This is a genomic window from Sulfitobacter sp. SK011 (assembly GCF_003352065.1).
GTDB lineage: Bacteria > Pseudomonadota > Alphaproteobacteria > Rhodobacterales > Rhodobacteraceae > Sulfitobacter.
On record NZ_CP025803.1, the window covers coordinates 2,998,287 to 3,017,438 of the forward strand.

The 19,152-nt window shown below is 58.2% G+C and carries 19 protein-coding genes; 5 read left to right on the forward strand and 14 right to left on the reverse strand.

What is annotated here, in order from left to right; all coding sequences use genetic code 11:
• Positions 1–5: 5 nt before the first annotated feature.
• The 4 genes from proS to C1J02_RS14795 all read right to left on the reverse strand — a co-directional run bounded on the left by proS (position 6) and on the right by C1J02_RS14795 (position 3,394).
• Positions 6–1,346, reverse strand: coding sequence for a proline--tRNA ligase (gene proS / locus C1J02_RS14780; RefSeq protein ID WP_114879260.1), 1,341 nt, complete (start codon positions 1,344–1,346; stop codon positions 6–8).
• A gap of 83 nt (positions 1,347–1,429) precedes the next feature.
• Positions 1,430–2,668 carry a peptidase T gene (pepT, locus tag C1J02_RS14785; protein WP_114879261.1) on the reverse strand — a complete coding sequence of 413 codons (1,239 nt, stop codon included), beginning with the start codon at positions 2,666–2,668 and terminating at the stop codon, positions 1,430–1,432.
• A gap of 217 nt (positions 2,669–2,885) precedes the next feature.
• Positions 2,886–3,185, reverse strand: coding sequence for a putative quinol monooxygenase (locus C1J02_RS14790; protein ID WP_114879262.1), 300 nt, complete (start codon positions 3,183–3,185; stop codon positions 2,886–2,888).
• A complete protein-coding gene (locus C1J02_RS14795) occupies positions 3,182–3,394 on the reverse strand; it encodes a hypothetical protein (protein WP_114879263.1) in 213 nt (70 codons plus the stop codon). Before C1J02_RS14795 ends, C1J02_RS14790 begins: the two co-directional genes overlap by 4 nt.
• Between C1J02_RS14795 and C1J02_RS14800 the strand changes: the two genes are divergently transcribed.
• The 4 genes from C1J02_RS14800 to C1J02_RS14815 all read left to right on the forward strand — a co-directional run bounded on the left by C1J02_RS14800 (position 3,393) and on the right by C1J02_RS14815 (position 9,085).
• Positions 3,393–4,475, forward strand: coding sequence for an AI-2E family transporter (locus C1J02_RS14800; RefSeq protein ID WP_114879264.1), 1,083 nt, complete (start codon positions 3,393–3,395; stop codon positions 4,473–4,475). The genes C1J02_RS14795 and C1J02_RS14800 overlap by 2 nt on opposite strands.
• 1 nt (position 4,476) lies before the next feature.
• A complete protein-coding gene (locus tag C1J02_RS14805) occupies positions 4,477–5,151 on the forward strand; it encodes a chromosomal replication initiator DnaA (RefSeq protein ID WP_114879265.1) in 675 nt (224 codons plus the stop codon).
• A 71-nt stretch (positions 5,152–5,222) separates the two neighbouring features.
• Positions 5,223–7,397, forward strand: a complete 2,175-nt coding sequence (locus tag C1J02_RS14810; RefSeq protein WP_114880626.1) for an RNA degradosome polyphosphate kinase — start codon at positions 5,223–5,225, stop codon at positions 7,395–7,397.
• Positions 7,398–7,501: 104 nt separating this feature from the next.
• Positions 7,502–9,085: a Ppx/GppA family phosphatase gene (locus C1J02_RS14815; RefSeq protein WP_114879266.1), complete on the forward strand. Its 1,584-nt coding sequence runs from the start codon at positions 7,502–7,504 to the stop codon at positions 9,083–9,085.
• Positions 9,086–9,090: 5 nt separating this feature from the next.
• Here the strand turns inward: C1J02_RS14815 and C1J02_RS14820 are convergent, their stop codons facing one another.
• From C1J02_RS14820 to C1J02_RS14860, 9 genes are all read right to left on the reverse strand, one after another.
• Positions 9,091–9,501 (reverse strand): VOC family protein, encoded by a 411-nt coding sequence (locus tag C1J02_RS14820; RefSeq protein ID WP_114879267.1) that lies wholly within the window; start codon positions 9,499–9,501, stop codon positions 9,091–9,093.
• Between the two features lie 9 nt (positions 9,502–9,510).
• The gene (locus C1J02_RS14825; protein ID WP_254693112.1) at positions 9,511–9,900 is read right to left on the reverse strand and encodes a hypothetical protein; all 390 of its coding nucleotides are present in this window, start codon (positions 9,898–9,900) and stop codon (positions 9,511–9,513) included.
• Between the two features lie 27 nt (positions 9,901–9,927).
• Positions 9,928–10,953: an endonuclease/exonuclease/phosphatase family protein gene (locus C1J02_RS14830; RefSeq protein WP_114879269.1), complete on the reverse strand. Its 1,026-nt coding sequence runs from the start codon at positions 10,951–10,953 to the stop codon at positions 9,928–9,930.
• Positions 10,953–11,633, reverse strand: coding sequence for a molecular chaperone DjiA (locus C1J02_RS14835; protein WP_114879270.1), 681 nt, complete (start codon positions 11,631–11,633; stop codon positions 10,953–10,955). Before C1J02_RS14835 ends, C1J02_RS14830 begins: the two co-directional genes overlap by 1 nt.
• 31 nt (positions 11,634–11,664) lie before the next feature.
• A complete protein-coding gene (locus tag C1J02_RS14840; RefSeq protein WP_114879271.1) occupies positions 11,665–12,150 on the reverse strand; it encodes a GNAT family N-acetyltransferase in 486 nt (161 codons plus the stop codon).
• Positions 12,147–12,758 (reverse strand): VOC family protein, encoded by a 612-nt coding sequence (locus tag C1J02_RS14845; protein ID WP_114879272.1) that lies wholly within the window; start codon positions 12,756–12,758, stop codon positions 12,147–12,149. Before C1J02_RS14845 ends, C1J02_RS14840 begins: the two co-directional genes overlap by 4 nt.
• A 132-nt stretch (positions 12,759–12,890) precedes the next feature.
• Complete coding sequence (locus tag C1J02_RS14850; protein WP_114879273.1) at positions 12,891–13,376, reverse strand: MAPEG family protein; 486 nt, start codon at positions 13,374–13,376, stop codon at positions 12,891–12,893.
• On the reverse strand, positions 13,373–15,499 hold the full coding sequence (gene scpA, locus C1J02_RS14855; RefSeq protein ID WP_254693113.1) for a methylmalonyl-CoA mutase: 2,127 nt from the start codon (positions 15,497–15,499) through the stop codon (positions 13,373–13,375). The genes C1J02_RS14850 and scpA overlap by 4 nt, the downstream gene beginning before the upstream one ends.
• The gene (locus C1J02_RS14860) at positions 15,465–16,397 is read right to left on the reverse strand and encodes a hypothetical protein (RefSeq protein ID WP_114880627.1); all 933 of its coding nucleotides are present in this window, start codon (positions 16,395–16,397) and stop codon (positions 15,465–15,467) included. Before C1J02_RS14860 ends, scpA begins: the two co-directional genes overlap by 35 nt.
• 168 nt (positions 16,398–16,565) lie before the next feature.
• On the opposite strand from C1J02_RS14860, the gene C1J02_RS14865 reads away from it, so the two are divergent.
• A complete protein-coding gene (locus C1J02_RS14865) occupies positions 16,566–17,021 on the forward strand; it encodes a DUF4174 domain-containing protein (protein WP_114879275.1) in 456 nt (151 codons plus the stop codon).
• A 40-nt stretch (positions 17,022–17,061) separates the two neighbouring features.
• On the opposite strand, the gene C1J02_RS14870 is transcribed toward C1J02_RS14865, so the two are convergent.
• Entirely contained in the window at positions 17,062–19,062 is a 2,001-nt protein-coding gene (locus C1J02_RS14870) for an acetyl/propionyl/methylcrotonyl-CoA carboxylase subunit alpha (protein WP_114879276.1), read from the reverse strand.
• Positions 19,063–19,152 lie beyond the last annotated feature (90 nt).

The following is a 19,152-nucleotide window of genomic DNA, read 5'->3' on the forward strand; positions in this document are numbered from 1 at the left end:
TGCGGTCAAGCAATCCCCGCGTAAATCCGGGCCAACCGCTCTACGGCCTGTTCAGGCGGCAATTCTTCGCTGACGCCGGTGCGCCGTGAGGTCAGTTCAACCACACCATTCTTGAGGCCTCTTGGCCCCACGGTGATCCGCCATGGCAAGCCGACCAAATCCATTGTCGCAAATTTGCCGCCCGCGCGTTCATCGCGGTCGTCATAAAGCGGCTCAAGACCAAGTGCTGTCAGGCTGTCATAAAGCGCCTCACAAGCGGCATCCGCTTCGGCGTCGCCCTGTTTGAGGTTGACTATGCCCGCATGAAACGGTGTGACCCCTTCGGGCCAGATGATGCCCTTGTCGTCATGGCTGGCCTCGATGATCGCGCCCAACAGGCGGCTGACACCAATGCCGTGGCTGCCCATGTGGACTGGCACAGGTTTGCCATCCGGGCCTTGCACCTTTGCCCCCATCGCGTCGGAATATTTTGTGCCGAAATAGAAAATCTGGCCCACTTCAATACCGCGCGCGGTGCGGCGACGCTCCTCTGGCACCTCGTTAAAGAGCGCCTCGTCGTGTGTTTCGTCCGTGCGTGCATATTTGCTGGTAAATTCTTCCAAAACGGCCGCACACTGTGCGTGATCGCCATAATCAATTACCCGATCACCAAAGGTCAGATCGGTCACCGCGCTGTCGTAAAACACCTCGGACTCGCCCGTTTCGGCCAGCACCAGAAACTCATGCGTGTCATCGCCGCCGATGGGGCCCGAATCCGCGCGCATTGGGATCGCTTGCAATCCCATACGCTCATAGGTGCGCAGATAGCTGACCAGATGACGATTGTAAGAGTGCATGGCGTCTTCTTTGGTCAGATCAAAGTTGTAGCCATCCTTCATCAGAAACTCGCGCCCCCGCATGACGCCGAAACGCGGCCGCACTTCGTCGCGGAATTTCCACTGGATCTGATACATCGTCAGCGGCAGATCCTTATAGGACCCCACATGGCTGCGGAAAATGTCGGTGATCAGCTCTTCTGCCGTCGGCGTGAACAGCATTTCGCGCCCGCCCCGGTCCTTGATGCGCAGCATTTCGTCCCCATAGGCATCATAACGACCGCTTTCGCGCCACAGGTCCGCCGATTGGATTGTCGGCATCAGCATCGCCATATGCCCGGCGCGTGCCTGTTCCTCGTGCACGATATTCTCAAGCTTACGCAGTACTTTAAAGCCCATCGGCAGCCACGAATAGATGCCCGCGCTTGCCTGTTTGATCATCCCCGCCCGCAGCATCAACCGATGGCTGACAATCTGCGCCTCAGACGGGTTTTCCTTGAGGACGGGCAAAAAGTAACGGGACAGGCGCATTGGGCGGCTCCTTGGCTCAAAATGGGTCACGCCTTGCCTAATTCAAAGCCCCGCGCGACACAATCGCCATCCGCAAGGGGCGATCATTGCGCGGCGCGTTGGGCCAGTTCAATCGCCACTTTTGTGGCCAGCGCCATGTCCTGCACCGAAATCCATTCCAAGGGGCCGTGAATTTCCTGCATTCCGGTAAAGACATTCGGGCACGGCACGCCCATCTCAGTCAGGCGCGACCCATCGGTGCCGCCCCGGATCGGCACCGATACCGGGTCCAGACCCACGGCGGCAACCGCTCCGCGTACCAGTTCGACCGGGGTCATATCTTTTTCCAGCCAATAGCGCATATTGCGGTATTGCGGGGTAATCTCGCAGGTGATGTCGGCACGCGGTTCCGTTGCCGCGACCGTGGCACAGACCTGTCGCAACAGATCGCCCTTGGCGGCCAGGCCTTCGCGTTCAAAATCCCGCAGGATTAACGTGATTGTGCACTCGGACGAGCCGCCGTTGATCTCGCTGACGTGGATGAACCCTTCCAGCTTTTCAGTGGTTTCCGGGGTCATTGTCACTTGCGGCAGGGTCATCACGATCTTCGCGGCCAGATGCAGGGCATTGACCATCTTGTCTTTGGAAAAGCCGGGGTGCGCGGACACACCAACGACCTTGATCACGGCACCGTCGGCCGAAAAAGTCTCAAACTCGATCTCGCCGGGCTTGCCACCATCAAAAGTATAGGCAAAATCCACGCCCAGATCGGCAGGCAAGCGTGTATCAACCCCGCGCCCGATTTCTTCGTCAGGGGTAAAGGCGAGCCGGATTGCACCATGTTTGATCTGTGGGTTTTCAATCAGATGCCGAGCCGCTGTAATTGCAATGGCCACCCCGGCTTTGTCGTCGCCCCCCAGCAAGGTCAGGCCACTGGCCGTAATGATATCCTCACCCTGTTTTTGCCCAAGGTACGGCGAATTTTCAGGGGATAATTTCAAATCCGGCGCGTCAGCAAAGGTGATGTCACCGCCGTTGTAGCCGCGATGCACAACCGGTTTCACACCTGTCGCATTGAACTGTGGCGCGGTATCCACATGCGCGCACCAGCCCATCACCGGTGCCCCCTCAACTGTCGCCGGCACGGTGGCCAACACCACGCCGTAATCGGTCAGCATCACATCCTGCGCGCCAATGGCGTGCAATTCCTCAACCAGCAAGCGCGACATATCAAGCTGAATTTCCGTGCTGGGAGACGTTGGCGATGCCGCATCGCTTTGGCTGTCAATTGCCGCGTAGCGCAGCAGACGTGTCTCAAGTTCCGTGTCAAATTCACTGCGCATATCGCCCCCTTCCAGGTGCGCGCATGAGGACCCTGCACGCTCAGATTGTCAAGCAACGGGATGGCAAAAAGGCGATCAGCCTGCGCGGCTGAAGTGCAGAGTCGATGCCTGCCGACTGACCGGGAAATTCATGACGATTAGGACCAAACATGCCCGCGATACACCGTTCATCTTTCCCGGGTTCTGCTTGTTGTCGGCTCTGACCTGACAAATGGCCCTAGTGCCCGCCTGTGGTTATGGCGAAATGACGCGCGATGCCTTCGGTCACTTTGAACCACTCTGAACCACGCGCCGGCACCTGATGCGCGTCAAAGGCTGCCTGATCGACAAAAATTTCCACCACCATAAAGCGACCCGGAACTATATCGCTTTCCACAACATCAAAAGTGATGCAGCCCTCTTCGGCGCGGGTCAGCGCGATGTGCATCGGCAGCGCCGCCCTGACGGCATCCAGCCTGTGATCGGGTACATCAATATGACCGTTCAGAAATATCCTGACATCGTCGGTATCGGTCATTCTTTGCCCCAGCCCAGTGTCGCGTTTGATCGCCAGCTTTGCCCGGAAAACCCGGTGATGTCACCCCCCTCGCGGGCTTGGAAAAGTGCGGCAACGCCGGCATCAAGCCAAAGGCTTTCAGCAGTCAGGCAACCCATTTCCCCACCGCGCCTCTTGAAACGCAGGGCCACATGGGCGATGTGATATGCATCCAAACCGGAGACGCCCATGGCCCTGCCCATCAGAGATCAACTAAAGTACTGGGGCATCGCCGCGGCGGTGTTGATGGTGGCGCTGTGGTTCATCGGTGACGTCTTGCTGCCCTTCCTGCTGGGCGGGGCCATCGCCTATTTCCTTGATCCTGTCGCTGACCGGCTTGAGGCGATGGGCCTGAGCCGCCGACTGGCAACCGCGATCATCACAATCATTTGCGTTCTGGTATTTGTCGTCATGGCTCTTTTGGTGGTCCCGACATTGGTCAATCAGGCGATCAGCCTGTTTGAAACGGCCCCGCAACTGGCGCGGGACTTTACCAATTTTCTGACTGAACGGTTCCCCTCCCTCCTCGACGAAGGGTCCACCTTGCGTGCGTCAATTACCTCAGTTGGTGCCGCGGTTCAGGAACGCGGTGGTCAGGTGTTGCAGACAGCGCTCGCGTCATTTGCGTCAATTCTGAACATCATTATCCTCTTTGTGATCGTGCCCGTGGTCGCCGTTTACATGTTGATGGATTGGGACCGCATGGTTGCCGCCGTGGACGGGATGCTGCCGCGCGATCATGCCCCGACAATCCGCCATCTGGCCCGAGAGATTGACCGGACATTGGCATCCTTCGTGCGCGGCATGGGCACGGTCTGCCTGATCCTTGGTACCTATTATGCCATCGCGCTGATGCTGGTGGGCCTGCAATTTGGTCTGGTTGTCGGCTTCGTTGCGGGGGTTGTCACCTTTATTCCCTATCTTGGCGCGTTGATTGGCGGCGCATTGGCCATTGGTCTGGCGCTGTTCCAGTTTTGGGGTGACTGGGTGTCCATCGGGCTGGTCGCAGGTATTTTTGCGCTTGGTCAGGTCATCGAAGGCAACGTTTTGACGCCCAAATTGGTTGGCAGCTCTGTTGGCCTGCACCCTGTCTGGCTGATCCTGGCGCTGTCAGCCTTTGGCACCCTCTTTGGGTTTGTGGGAATGCTTGTGGCGGTCCCTGTTGCGGCGGCCATCGGGGTCATTGCCCGGTTTGGCGTCGAACAATATCAGCAGAGCGTGCTTTATAAAGGCACTGAAAACGGTGCCGCCAGCAACACGGACGACATCTGACATGGTCAGGCAGTTAGGGTTTGATTTGCCCAGCCGTACGGCGCTGGGGCGGGATGCCTTTTTTGTGGCCCCCACCAATGCCATGGCGCTTGCGATGATTGAAAACTGGGCGACATGGGCGGGCGGTAAGCTTGTCCTGACCGGGCCGGAAGGGTCGGGAAAAACCCATCTGGCGCATGTGTGGGCCGACATGACCGGGGCCAAGATCATCGCGGCCACGGACCTGAATAATGCCGATATTCCCGCCCTCGCCACTGGTGCGGTTGCTGTTGAGGACGTGCCGCGTATTGCAGGCGACCCGGCGTCGCAAACCGCCCTTTTTCACCTGCACAATCTTGTGCTGGCCGAACGGCATCCGCTGCTCTTGACCGGCGCGCTCCCGGTGCCGCGCTGGGGTCTGAGCCTGCCTGATCTGACCAGCCGTGTCGCAGCCGCGACCGCTGTGGCGCTTGATCCGCCCGATGACGCGCTGCTTTCGGCGCTGTTGGTCAAGCTGCTGGCTGATCGCCAGCTTACCCCCAAACCGGAACTGATCCCCTATCTGCTGAGCCGCATGGACCGATCCTTTGCAGCCGCGATTGAACTGATCGACCAGCTTGATACCGCCAGCATCGCGCAGAAACGCCCGATCACCCGCCATCTGGCGGCACAGGTGCTGGACAACGACACCCAATAAGCATGATACTTGGGGCACAAGCGCGTTTCACCAGTCGCATTCCTGTTACAAACCAAAGCCATAAGGCCATCATGACCGACGCCGATTTCCTTCAAGCCCCCTTTGCCCCTGCCAGCGAATTGCCCGATCTGGATATTGCCGGAACGGGTCGGTTCTTTAACCGCGAATTGAGCTGGCTGGCGTTCAACTGGCGGGTGCTGGAAGAGGCCGAAAACCCCCGTGTGCCCTTGCTGGAACGGTTGCGGTTTCTGTCGATCTCTGCCGATAACCTTGATGAATTCTACACAGTCCGTGTGGCGGGCCTGCGCGAATTGGCGCAGGCGGGCAACACCACGCCCGCGGCAGATGGTCTGTCGCCCGCTGAACAGCTTGTCCTGATCAACGAAAACGCCCGCAATCTGATGGCAAACCAACAGCGCGTACTGGTTGATCTGATGGCCGAAATGGACGCGCAAAACATCATGCTGGAACGCAGCGCCGATCTGACAGATGAGGACCTCGAATATCTCGAAGAAGTGTTCCTCAATCAGGTATTTGCCGTTCTGTCACCGCTGGCCATTGACCCGGCCCACCCGTTTCCGTTCATCCCCAACACCGGCTATGCGCTGGCCCTGCAGCTTGAGCGCACCGCAGACAAGCGCCCCCTGCAAGCCCTGCTGCCAATTCCGGCACAGATCGAACGGTTCGTGTCCCTGCCAGCACCCGATGGTTGCCTGCGGTATCTGCCGCTTGAGGACCTGCTGGTCATTAAAATTCCCGTGCTTTTTCCGGGCTACAAAGTCAAAGCGCAATTCGAATTCCGGGTCCTGCGCGACAGTGATCTTGAGGTCGAAGACGAGGCCGAAGACCTCGTGCGCGAATTTGAAGTTGCGCTGAAACGCCGTCGCAGGGGTGAGGTCGTGCGCCTGACCCACTCTGCCGGTGCGCCCGAGAAACTAAAATCCATTGTCATGGCCGAACTGGGCGTCCACCCGCAGGATGTGATCGAAATTGATGGCATGATCGGTGTCGATGACCTGTCCGAGCTTGTCACTGACGCACGCCCCGATCTTTTGTGGCCGCAATTCACCCCGCGCATTCCCGAACGCGTCACCGACCATGACGGCGATATGTTTGCGGCAATCCGGCACAAGGATATGCTGCTGCACCACCCCTATGAGACCTTTGACATGGTGGTTCGGTTTCTGGCCCAGGCCGCGCGCGACCCACAGGTGGTCGCGATCAAACAGACGCTTTATCGCACCTCGCGCGACAGCCCGATTGTCGAGGCGCTGTGTGAAGCGGCCGAGGACGGCAAATCTGTCACCGCATTGGTGGAACTCAAGGCCCGTTTTGACGAGGCCGCCAACATTCGACAATCGCGCCGACTGGAACGTGCAGGCGCGCATGTGGTCTATGGGTTCATCGACCTGAAAACCCATGCCAAAATCAGCACCGTCGTGCGCCGGGAAGGCAACCAACTGGTGACCTATACCCACTACGGCACCGGTAATTACCACCCGATCACGGCCCGCATTTATACCGATCTGTCGCTCTTTACCTGCGATCAGCGGTTGGGGCGCGACGCCACGAAAGTGTTTAACTATCTGTCAGGCTATGCGCAGCCCGCCAGCCTCGACAATCTGGCAATCTCTCCCACCACCCTGAAACCGCGCCTTCTGGCGATGATCAAGGCAGAAGGCGAACATGCAGCCGCTGGCAAACCGGCCGAAATCTGGGCAAAGATGAACTCGATCATCGACTCCGAAGTCATCGACGCGCTTTATGAAGCCTCGCAGGCCGGGGTTAAAATCAGCCTCGTTGTGCGCGGTATCTGCGGATTGCGCCCCGGCGTCAAAGGGCTTTCTGAAAACATTCGGGTCAAATCCATCGTGGGCCGTTTTCTGGAACATTCGCGCATTGTCTGCTTTGGCAATGGCTATGGGTTGCCCCACAAAAAAGCCCGCGTTTTCATGTCGTCTGCCGATTGGATGGGCCGCAACCTGAACCGCCGCGTTGAGACATTGGTCGAGATCGAAAACCCCACCGTAAAAGCACAGATCACCAGCCAGATCATGGCCGCCAATCTGGCCGATGTCGCGCAAAGCTGGGTCATGGCCCCTGACGGCACTTTTGAACGCCCCGCGTTGCCTGCCGGACAGTTTGCCTTCAACTGCCACCGCTTCTTTATGGAAAACCCCTCCTTGTCCGGGCGCGGGTCTGCCGGGGCCTCAGATGTGCCAAAGCTCACCCACACCGAAGACTAGGACCAATGGGTTTTCATCCCGCGTATCGGCCGCCCTTAACGATTGACCTCGCGGGCGCGGTACCGCATTTTGCGCAGCACTAGGGACGGCCCGCAGGAGAGCTCATGGCAGACCAGACCGATACACTCCCGACACCTGTGCCCGAAACCGGTGTGGCCGACCTGGGGCTGTTTGGAAAACCGCTTTTTGAGGACCCAAGTGCCCGTGCGTTGGCGCGCGTCGGGGTGGTTGATGTCGGCTCAAACTCTGTCCGATTGGTGGTATTTGATGGGGCGGCACGGTCGCCTGCGTATTTCTACAATGAAAAGATCATGTGCGCATTGGGCGCTGGCATGGCCGAAACGGGCCATCTGTCGCCCACTGGCCGGGTGCGCGCCCTGTCCGCGATGCGGCGGTTCAAAAAGCTGGCTGACGGGATGGGGTTAAGCGAACTGAGCGTTGTGGCAACAGCCGCGGTGCGCGATGCCAGTGACGGCAAAGATTTTTGTGATGAGGTGCACCGCGATACCGGTCTGCGCATCTGGGTCATTGACGGCGAGGAAGAGGCGCGGTTGTCCGCGCAGGGGGTGTTGTTGGGCTGGCCGGGTGCCTATGGCCTTGTCTGCGACATTGGCGGTTCTTCGATGGAACTGGCCGAAATTTCAGGTGGGCGCGTTGGCCGCCGCGTGACGTCGCAGCTGGGGCCATTGAAACTGCGCGACCTCAAGGGCGGTGCCAAGGCGCGAAACGCGCATATCAAGGGCGTGATGGATGGTTTGCAGGAAAAGATGGGCGCACAGCGTGACCGTCTGTTTCTTGTGGGTGGATCGTGGCGCGCGATTGCCCGCATCGACATGTACAGGCGCGGCTATCCGCTGCATGTGCTGCATGAATACCGCATGACTGTGCGTTCGGTCAGCGCGACGGTAAAGTTCATCCAGAAATCCAACCTTGATGAGATCCGTGCGGCCTGCGGCGTCTCGTCGACCCGCATGGCGCTGGTCCCATTTGCCGCAGAAGTGCTGAGCCGTCTGGTCAAATCGTTCAAGCCCAAAGACATCGCCGTCAGCAGCTATGGCATCCGCGAAGGCATGCTTTACGAACAAATGCCGCAACGCCTGCGCGACCGCGATCCCCTGATCGAAGCCTGCCGTTTTGCAGAAGCCAAAGATGCCCGGATGCCGGGGTTTGGCAAAATCCTGAACAATTTCATTGCACCGCTCTATAAGTCCAGCCCGGCACCGCGCAAACGATTGGTCAAGGCGGCATGCCTGCTCCATGATGTCAGCTGGCGCGCGCATCCCGACTACCGCGCTGAGGTCTGTTTTGACAACGCCACACGCGCCAACCTGGGCGGGCTCAAACATGCCGAACGCGTCTATTTGGGACTGGCGCTGCTGCACCGCTATTCAAACAAACGTGAAAACACCCGGTTTGAAGACCTGTATCAAATGGTCGATGAAAAGACCCGTAACGAGGCCGAAATCCTTGGCAAAGCCATGCGATTTGGTGCGATGTTGTGGATGAACAAGCATGAAGACCGGGGCGAAATGCGTTGGTTTCCACAGAAAAAGCTGTTGGAGATTTGGTTGACCCCTGACATGCAACCGCTTTTTGGTGAGGTCGCAGAGGCGCGGCTGAACTCGCTTGCAGATTCGCTTGGGGCTGAGGTCGTCGTCAAGATCGGCAAAGGGAAACCTGAGAAGTAGCGCTGTCAAATCTCGGCAAAAATCTCGATCAGATTGCCGTCGGGATCGCGAAAGAACAATGTGCGATGGCCAAAATCCCGGTTTGTTGGCGGCGACAGAATGGCGATCCCCTGATCCGCCAGTTCTGCCGCGCAGGCATCAACAGACCGCACCGGAACCTTGAAAGCCAACTGAAGCGCCGCACTGCCCATTGGCGTCGGCACATCTTGTCCGGTCCGGCCCGGATTGGACAGCGCAAGTATGGTCGGCCCAATCTGATATTCTATCCAGTTTTCAGACAGTTCGCGCGCGACGGAAAACCGCAAAATACCCTGATAAAATGTGCGCATCGCCGCCATGTCCCGGACAATGACCACGGTGTAATCGACCGCGCATATGGCATCGAATGCCGATCCGTTGGGTTGTTTGCTGGTCATCTGTTGGGGCTAAAGTTCGATCTGCGGCGCAGGTTCGGTCGGGGTCTCGGGCGGCACCATCGGATGATCCGGTTTACGACGGATTATGATATCCCCGTTCGGCAGCATCTCGGGCGCGCTATAGGCGCTCCAATCATCCACTTGTTCCAGCAATTCTGTCAGCTTCGGCCCCATCTCGGCAGCAAAATTCTTGAGCGCCGGACCCATCTGTTCCGCCAACCCTTCGAACCCGTCGATCGCAGGTTCCATTTCTTTCAGGATCCCTTCCATGAACAACTGCGCACCACGCTCCATCAGGGACAGCCCCCGATCCTCCTCAGCCCCGGCAACGAGGGGGGCAAGGGACAGGGCCAGTGCAAAGGAAGCAGCATATTTCATGGACGTAATATAGCAGTTCATGGTGGGTTTTTCAAAGGTGCCAAACTTTTATGCGTCAAAATCTATCGTGACCGGAAAATGATCTGATGCCGTCACCAGCGCATCGCGCAATAGCGGATTTTCCCAACACGTAGGGTCATCAAGCGGGTGCCAGATGCGCCATTTCGCCCCCTTTGCCCGAAAATCATCCGTGACGATGATGTAGTCAAGCAGGGCCTGCAGAAATCTTTTCTCTGTCCTGATCCAAAACCGTGACGAGGTCGGCGCAGCCCCCAGTTTCCGGCTGAGCGCCTGTTTTGCATGCGGATCAAAAAGTGCACCTGGCCCGTCATGACCCATCACAATTTCAACTGAAGACCGGCCAAACAGGCTCTCAAACTCATCAAGCCCCGGACCGTCGTTTAAATCACCCAGCACAATCAGCGGCGTACCAGCGGCCAGATGCTCGTCAATCCGGGCACGCAACCAGATTGCCTGTGCCAGTTGCTTGCGGCGATTGGCGATGCCAAAGCTCATGACTTCAGCGGGCGTTTTCGCCCCATGCGGGGCCTTGGATTTGAGATGGGCACCGATCATCCGAAAGGCAAAACCGGTTTTGGTTGTCACCGACAGTTCCAGCGGTGGCTTTGAAAACACCACCAGATCTTCGGTCGCATCAATGTCCAGATCAATGCGCAGTGCCCCGTCAAAGCGCGGTGCACCTGTGGCCCCCTCCATACCCGAAAACGCGCCTTGCGGATCATGGTACGCCACAAGAGTTTCAGGGTCAAAAAGCAGCGCAATCTCTTGCTGTGTCTCGTTTGAATAGCCCATGACCGCGTCGCGGGCGCGCAGGCCAAAATGCGCGGCGAATGCCTCCAATGACTTGACGGTCGATTGTTTCCTGTTTTGATCCGGGGCTTCGATGATCATCACCGCATCGGCATCCAGCGCCTGAAACACCACACCCAGCGCCGCCGTCTGATCGGCCCGCGTAACATTATAACGGCCGGACCAGCCATTATCGTTAAAAAGTTTGTTATTGCTGTTAAAGAGGCTCGAAAACCACTCCACGTTATAGGTTGCGATCCGCATCAAGCGGCCTTGCCAGAGATGGTTTCCCACGCGCGGTTGATATCAATCATGCGCTTTTCCGCCATTCTGACCGCTTCTTCGGGCAATCCACGCGCCACCAGAACATCCGGGTGATTGGCCCGCACCAGCTTGCGCCACGCGTCCCGCGCCTCTTGCAGTGAGGCACCCGGTGCGATGCCCAGAACGCTATGCGGCAAGGGAGAGGTATCGGGCACAAACCGCGCCCGAAGCGCTGCGAAATTCTCGGCCGGCATGCCAAATATTTCGCCAACTTCAACCAAAAACGCGTCTTCGTTTGGGTGGTAAGTACCATCGGCCATCGCGATGTGAAACAACCCTTCCATCAGGTCACACAGCATCTCGGGCTGATCCCGGAACATATCCGCGATCCGGCGCGCATATTCTTCAAAACCAGCGACGTCCTGGCGCGCAAGGTTGAACACGCGCGCGGCCCCAGCGGTATCGCCATCGGAGATCTGAAACACCTCGCGAAACGCTGTGACCTCATCGCGGGTCACCAGACCGTCCGCCTTGGCCATTTTTGCCCCCAGCGCAATCACTGCAATGGTAAAGGCCACCGACCGCTCTGGCGGGCTACGCAGGCGGTCAAAAACGGCCGACAACCCTTCGCCAGTGGCAAGGGCTGAAATGGCTTCGGTGATGCGGGTCCAGACTGACATGGGTCCATCATACCTGTGGGTCGGGGGGAAGTCAGGGTCCGGAAATGATTTTCTGCATCAAAATCAGATCAAGCCATTTTCCACCCTTGCGGCCCACCTGCGGCATCTGCCCGACAGTCGTAAAACCCAACTTGCCGTGAAAGGCCACGGCACCGGGATTGGCACCGCTGATCGCGGCCACCATCACGTGATGGCCCTGCGCACGTGCCCCCGCAATGGCCTGTCGCATCAACCCGCGCCCTGCCCCGCGACCCTGCGCCTGCTGCCCCAGAATGATCGTGTGTTCGACCGTCGCGGCATATCCCGGCCCATTGCGAAACGGGCCGTAGGTGACAAACCCATTCACGCCGCCCGCCTCAACGACCCAGAACGCGCCCTGTCGCTCGGCGATCATCGCGGAAATGCCCTTGATGGTTTTCTCTTGGGTGGTGAATGTCGCATCGGTATCGCGGATCATCGCATTCCAAAGCGCTGCAATGTCCCCGGCGTCTGCTGGATGTGCGGCCCGGATTTTCATGTCAGCACTCGCGGGCCCGAAGGCGTGTCAAAATGCGCCGTTAGTCCGACTGGACCGGTTGAATATCTGATCCGCTCATCGCTCAGGTGAGGTGCCAACATCTTACAAAGCGCCACAGCATCGGGATGTGAGACATGCACCTGCGTCAACCGGCATCCAGACTGAGCCAAAAGGGACGCGGGGTGCGCCGTGCCCTCCCATTCGATCAATGCAGGCGCGCAATTGTCATAGGGCAGAATGCCCGAGGCAGGCACTGCCATCCGCCAGCGCAAATTGCCTCGCCTTAGGCTGACAGGGCTGCCAAACCCATCTGGCAACGCCGCCAATGTCGCATCCAGATCATCACATCGGCAGATCCAGTTGGTCAGGCGGGGTGCCCCGTGAAACCGGTCCAGATCAAACCAGCGCGGACGGTCCGGCACCGGCGCATCGGGGTTGATCGCTATCGCCTCAAGATACAGCCCATCCGCCAGCCCCAGCAGTGTATTGTGGGTGTAAAACACATCGTGCTGGCCGCCGGGTTGCAGGTGGACACCCAATGCCTGCGCTGCATGATCCGTGGCGTTACCCAAACTGGCACCCGCCACTGCGATGTGATCCAACTCCATGCCAATCCTCTGCGACACATTAAGAAACCTGTTTTTGTGTAGGTCATATCTTTCATGTCGTCCATCACGCCGCCTCTACCCCTCAGCAGCGGTGCCGTTTGTCAGGCAAGAAAGATTGAACGGAGGGGGTGTTCAGAATGCCCAGACCACCAACGACCAAAGCGCTGCAACGCCCGTGGTATAAAACGTGGCCGCAAAGCCAAAGCCACGCAGCGGCGGCGACATGTGGTAGCCGACCCAGAACAACACCCGCGCAACCGCAAAGGCCAGCCCCATCGCGATGATCACCTGCCCGCCCAATGTGAGCGCCACAAACGGCCAGATCGCAAGCGCCAGCACCATTTGTTCGATGGTGTTGGTCAGCACTTTTTGATCAATCGATGCCGCTGACCCGGGCGTGAAACCCTGCCCGTCGATGATTTCATCATCAAAGAAACGGCGCTGTGCCAGTCGACCGATCATCGCGCATGTCACCAATCCACCGGGAAAGAACGCGCCGAGCAAGGCAACCGGTGCCGGAACAAAGGGCATGTTCAACCGCATCGCCCCACCGATGACGGCAACGGCCCAGATCAGCCCCGCCACCATGCCGATCACAATGGTCGGGCGCTTGTTCATGCCCGGGTCGCGCGGATCAGCTTCAGAATGTCCTGCGCGGCCGTCGGGATATTGGTGCCCGGACCAAAGATCGCCTTGACCCCGGCATCGTACAGGAACTGATAGTCCTGCTGCGGGATCACGCCGCCACAGATCACCAAGATATCCTCAGCGCCCGCGTCCTTGAGAGCCTTGATCAACTGCGGTGCCAATGTCTTGTGACCCGCCGCCTGAGAACTGATGCCAATCACATGCACGTCATTGTCCACAGCATCCTGCGCGGCCTCGGCCGGGGTCTGGAAAAGCGGCCCGACATCCACATCAAAGCCGATGTCAGCAAAAGCGGTGGCGATTACCTTCGCCCCACGGTCATGACCATCCTGACCCATCTTGACCACCAGCATACGCGGGCGGCGGCCCTCGCTTTCCGCAAATTCCTCAACCGACTTCTGGATCGCGGCAAAGCCTTCATCGCCCTCATAGGCGGCACCATAGACACCGGCCAGCGTCTTGACCTCGGCGCGGTGGCGGCCAAATTCGTCTTCCATTGCCATGCTGATTTCCCCAACTGTTGCACGCGCGCGTGCAGCCTCTATTGCCCCTTCGAGCAGATTACCGCCCTCACCGGCCCGGCGCGTCAATTCTTTGAGCGCTGCTGTGCACGCAGCCTCATCGCGGCTGGACCGGATGCCTTTTAGCCGCTCAATCTGGCTTTGGCGCACCGCGACGTTATCGACATCCAGAATATCAATCGGGTCTTCGGCCTCGCGGCGATATTTGTTGACGCCAACAATCACCTCGGTGCCACGGTCGATCATCGCCTGACGGGTTGCGGCGGCTTCTTCGATGCGCAGCTTGGGCATGCCGGATGCCACGGCCTTGGTCATACCGCCGAGCTCTTCAACCTCTTCGATCAGCTTCCATGCGGCTTCGGCCAGATCATGGGTCAGTTTTTCAACGTAATAGCTGCCCGCCAGCGGGTCCACGACATGGGTGATCCCGGTTTCTTCTTGCAAGATCAGCTGCGTATTGCGGGCGATCCGCGCGGAATGATCGGTGGGCAGACCGATCGCCTCGTCCAGCGAATTGGTATGAAGCGATTGGGTGCCGCCCAACACCGCGCTCATCGCCTCGTAGGCGGTGCGCACAACGTTGTTATAAGGGTCCTGTTCGGCCAGCGACACACCCGAGGTTTGGCAATGGGTGCGCAGCATGCTGGATTTTACATTCTTCGGTTCAAATTCCGACATGATCCGATGCCAAAGCAGACGCGCGGCCCGCAGTTTTGCAGCCTCCATGAAAAAGTTCATGCCGATTGCGAAAAAGAACGACAGGCGAGGCGCAAATTTATCGACGTCCATACCGGCGGCAATCGCGGTGCGAACATATTCGCGGCCATCGGCAAGGGTGAACGCCAGTTCCTGCACAAGGTTCGCACCCGCCTCTTGCATGTGATACCCGGAGATCGAAATCGAATTGAATTTCGGCATTTCATTGGCAGTGAATTCGATGATATCCGCGATGATCCGCATCGAGGGTTCGGGCGGATAAATATAGGTGTTACGCACCATAAACTCTTTGAGGATATCATTCTGAATGGTGCCGGACAGCACGGATTTGTCGTGCCCCTGTTCTTCACCAGCGACGATAAAGCTCGCCAAGATCGGAATGACGGCACCGTTCATGGTCATCGACACGCTGACCTTATCAAGCGGAATGCCGTCAAAGAGGATCTTCATGTCCTCAACAGAATCGATTGCCACGCCCGCCTTGCCGACATCGCCCTCAACGCGCGGGTGGTCGCTGTCATAGCCGCGGTGGGTGGCCAGATCAAAGGCGACAGACACACCTTGTTGTCCCGCCGCGAGCCCACGGCGATAGAAAGCATTGGATTCCTCTGCCGTCGAAAAGCCTGCGTATTGACGAATGGTCCAGGGACGCCCCGCGTACATTGTGGCCTTTACCCCCCGGGTGAAGGGGGCCGCACCCGCAACGGACCCAAGATGATCCACCTCTGCCAGATCATCAGCCGTATAGATTGGTTTGACGTCGATCCCTTCCAACGTCTTCCACGTCAGATCCTCAGGGTTGCGCCCGCGCAGTTCAGCCTCAGCCAGGGTGCGCCATGTATCCTTGTCCGCCATTATATCCGTGTCCTCTTGTCATGTGGCCCGCAGGCTGGCTTGTGCCTGCTCTTTTGCGGGTGTCGTCTTCTGCCAGGGTGGCCAGACCATCCGCACCGGCAGTCAGCCAGTGCAGATCATCTGCGTAATTCTCGCGCAATTTTGCTGTCTGTTCTTGCGAAAACGGTTGCCAACGCAATGGGTTATCGGGAATTTCCGATATGTCCGCGCCTTGATCTGCCAACAGCCCGCGCAGGTCGCGGGCGGTCGGAGACCGGTTCAACCACGGGACCTCTGCGCCAAAGGGGGCGTCCAGACCTGTCGCCGCTTTCAACAGCAAATTCGGATTGCCCGCGCCCTGCTCAAAGGGCATCACCACCAATGTCGCATCCGGCACAGCACAGGCCAGATCGGTGATCACATCACGCCATGTGCGCGCGCTTTGGGCAATTTTATCGCGTTGTTCTGATGACGGTATCGGATGACCGCGCGCCGCCGTGTAGGCCGCTGCAGACGCCCACCACAGGTCTTGCGCCCGGATCGTCAGGACCACACGGCTGACGCGACCACCAAATGCTGCCGAAATACGCGCCATCCGGTCGCCGATGGCCGGATAAAGCGCGCCCTGCCGCAAACAGTGCCGCGCCGAGCCGATCATATTCTCATCACTGACCAGCAGTTTTCTGATCCCGGCGTTTTGCGCACGAGCCAGATGCATCTGCACACGGCCCTGCGCCCTGCGGGCGTCTTTGGGGGTGGATGGCGTTGCAAACAAACCGGGAAACACTGATTTGCGGGTCCGCAAAGTGCCCCAAAAACCCAACGACTGCGCCTCTAATACCGCGAATTGACTGCGCAGATACTGCTGAAATGTGGTTGTCCCACTGCGGTGCGCACCAACATGCAAGATAATATCCATGAAAAAGCGGGCCATTCTGTTAAGACAGGCCGCCCCAACCGGCCATGATACAGGGATCACCCCATTCATGCCCCAAAACCTCTTGCATTGTGCTTAATGCAAAAATGACCCAACACTTGCATCGCAATCGCGTGGTACACATCTATATCAAGTGAAACAGGAGCACCGATGAAACGCCTTATACCACTTGTTTTTACAGCCTTATTTGCCACGGCTGGGGCCACCCAAGAGACATCGGAGCCACCGGTGGACAGCTTGTTTGTGACAGCAGATATGAACGATTTGAGCCAATTCCACTGGAAAAAGCGCCCCGTTCTTGTATTTGCCGACAGCGCGGAGGATCCTGCCTTTATCGAACAGCTTGAATTGCTGCGTGCCCGTGAAAACGCGCTCATTGAACGCGATGTGGTTGTCCTGACCGATACCGACCCCGCAGCACGCAGCCCCTTGCGGCTGAAAATGCGGCCCCGTGGGTTCATGTTGGTGCTTGTGGGCAAAGATGGCGGTGTCAAACTGCGCAAACCGTTTCCATGGGACGTCCGAGAGATCACCCGCAGCATCGACAAAATGCCGATGCGCCAGCGTGAAATCCGCGACGAAAAAGAGCGTGCTTCTGGCAATTGAATTAGCCAATGCCGGCGCAGTTTATGTTGGGTCGGGGAAATCACTCAAACTCCATGATCACATCGTCCACCGCCAATGAATCGCCGGCATTGGCATTGATCTTGCTGACCACGCCTTTGCGCTCGGCGCGCAGGATGTTTTCCATCTTCATCGCCTCTATCGTGCAAAGCGCCTGACCTTCCTGCACCTCGTCGCCCACTTCGACGTTCAGTTTCACCACCAGACCCGGCATCGGGCAGAGCAGCAATTTGGACGTATCAGGAGCCACTTTTTCGGGCATTAAGCGGGCCAGTTCGGCCTGACGCGGGGTGCGCACATGCACTTTCATATCGGCCCCGCGTGTCCGAATGCGGAAACCACCGGATATTTTGCCAACTTTCAGGATAAGCGGCGCATCTCCCACGGTCATTTCGGCCAGTTGATCGCCCGGTGTCCACGCGCCACTGACCCGCAGTTCGGCCCCATCATCAAAAGTCACGGTTGACCCTTCCTGATCGGCGCTGATCACCAGATCAAAGGACTGACCCTGCAAAGCGACATTCCAGTCTGAACCAACTTTGCGTTCATGGTTATCCATCCGTCCCGACACCCGAGCACGTCTGATCTCGGCCACCCGGTGCATCGCTGCCGTCGCAGCCGCGATCCGGCGCAGTTCAGTTTCGGCCAGTTCCACGCCGTTGAACCCATCAGGGAATTGTTCCTCAATAAACGCTGTGGTCATGTCGCCAGCGACAAAAATCGGATGGTCCATCACCGCCGAAAGAAACGGCAGGTTGTGGCCAATGCCCTCTACCTCAAAACTATCCAGCGCCACGCGCATCCGCTCAATCGCATCGGCCCGTGTGGGGGCCCATGTACAGAGTTTGGCAATCATCGGATCGTAATACATGCTGATCTCACCGCCTTCATAAACGCCGGTGTCGTTGCGCACGATATGGGTTTTCTCAACAACTTCGGCGGGCGGGCGATACCGGGTCAACCGGCCAATGGAGGGCAGGAAACCACGATAGGGATCCTCGGCATAAAGCCGGTTCTCAATCGCCCAACCGTTTATCTTGACGTCCTTTTGCTTGATGCTGAGTTTCTCACCATTGGCCACACGGATCATCTGTTCCACCAGATCAACACCGGTGATCAACTCGGTGATCGGGTGTTCAACCTGCAGACGGGTGTTCATCTCAAGAAAGTAAAAATTGCGTTCGCCGTCGACGATAAATTCAACTGTACCAGCGCTGGTGTACCCCACCGCTTGCGCCAATGCGACGGCCTGTTCGCCCATCGCTTTGCGGGTCGCTTCATCCAAGAACGGGCTGGGCGCTTCTTCGACAACTTTTTGCTGACGCCGCTGGATCGAACATTCACGTTCGTTTAAATAGATGCCGTTGCCGTGGCTGTCGCAGAGCACCTGAATTTCGATGTGGCGCGGTTGGGTAATGAATTTCTCGATGAAAATCCGGTCGTCGCCAAAGCTGTTTGCGGCCTCGTTTTTGGACGATTGGAAACCTTCGCGGGCCTCGGTGTCGTTCCACGCAATCCGCATGCCCTTGCCGCCGCCACCCGCAGACGCCTTGAGCATCACCGGATAGCCAACCTCGTTGGAAATTTTGACCGCCTCATCCGCGTCCGCGATGATGCCCATAAAGCCGGGAACCGTCGATACGCCCGCCTCTTTGGCGATCTTTTTGGAGGTGATCTTGTCGCCCATCTTTTCAATTGCGCCCACAGGCGGCCCGACAAAGGCGACACCCGCCGCTGCAAGTGCCTCGGCGAACTTGCTGTTTTCGCTTAAGAAACCATAGCCGGGGTGCACAGCCTCGGCCCCCGATGACTTGATCGCTGCCATGACCTTGTCGATGACGATATAGGACTGATTGGCGGGGGGTGGCCCGATGTGCACCGCCTCATCCGCCATCTGGACATGCAGGGCATCCGCGTCTGCATCCGAATAGATCGCCACCGTGCCAATGCCCATCTTGCGGGCAGTTTTGATAACGCGGCAGGCAATCTCGCCCCGGTTGGCGATCAGGATTTTCTTGAACATGGAGTGTCCTTCTGGGTCTTGAGGAAAACGCAAAAACCCCGCTGCGGCACAAAGCCGAGCGGGGTTGATTTAGAAATGTTCTTGTTCTGC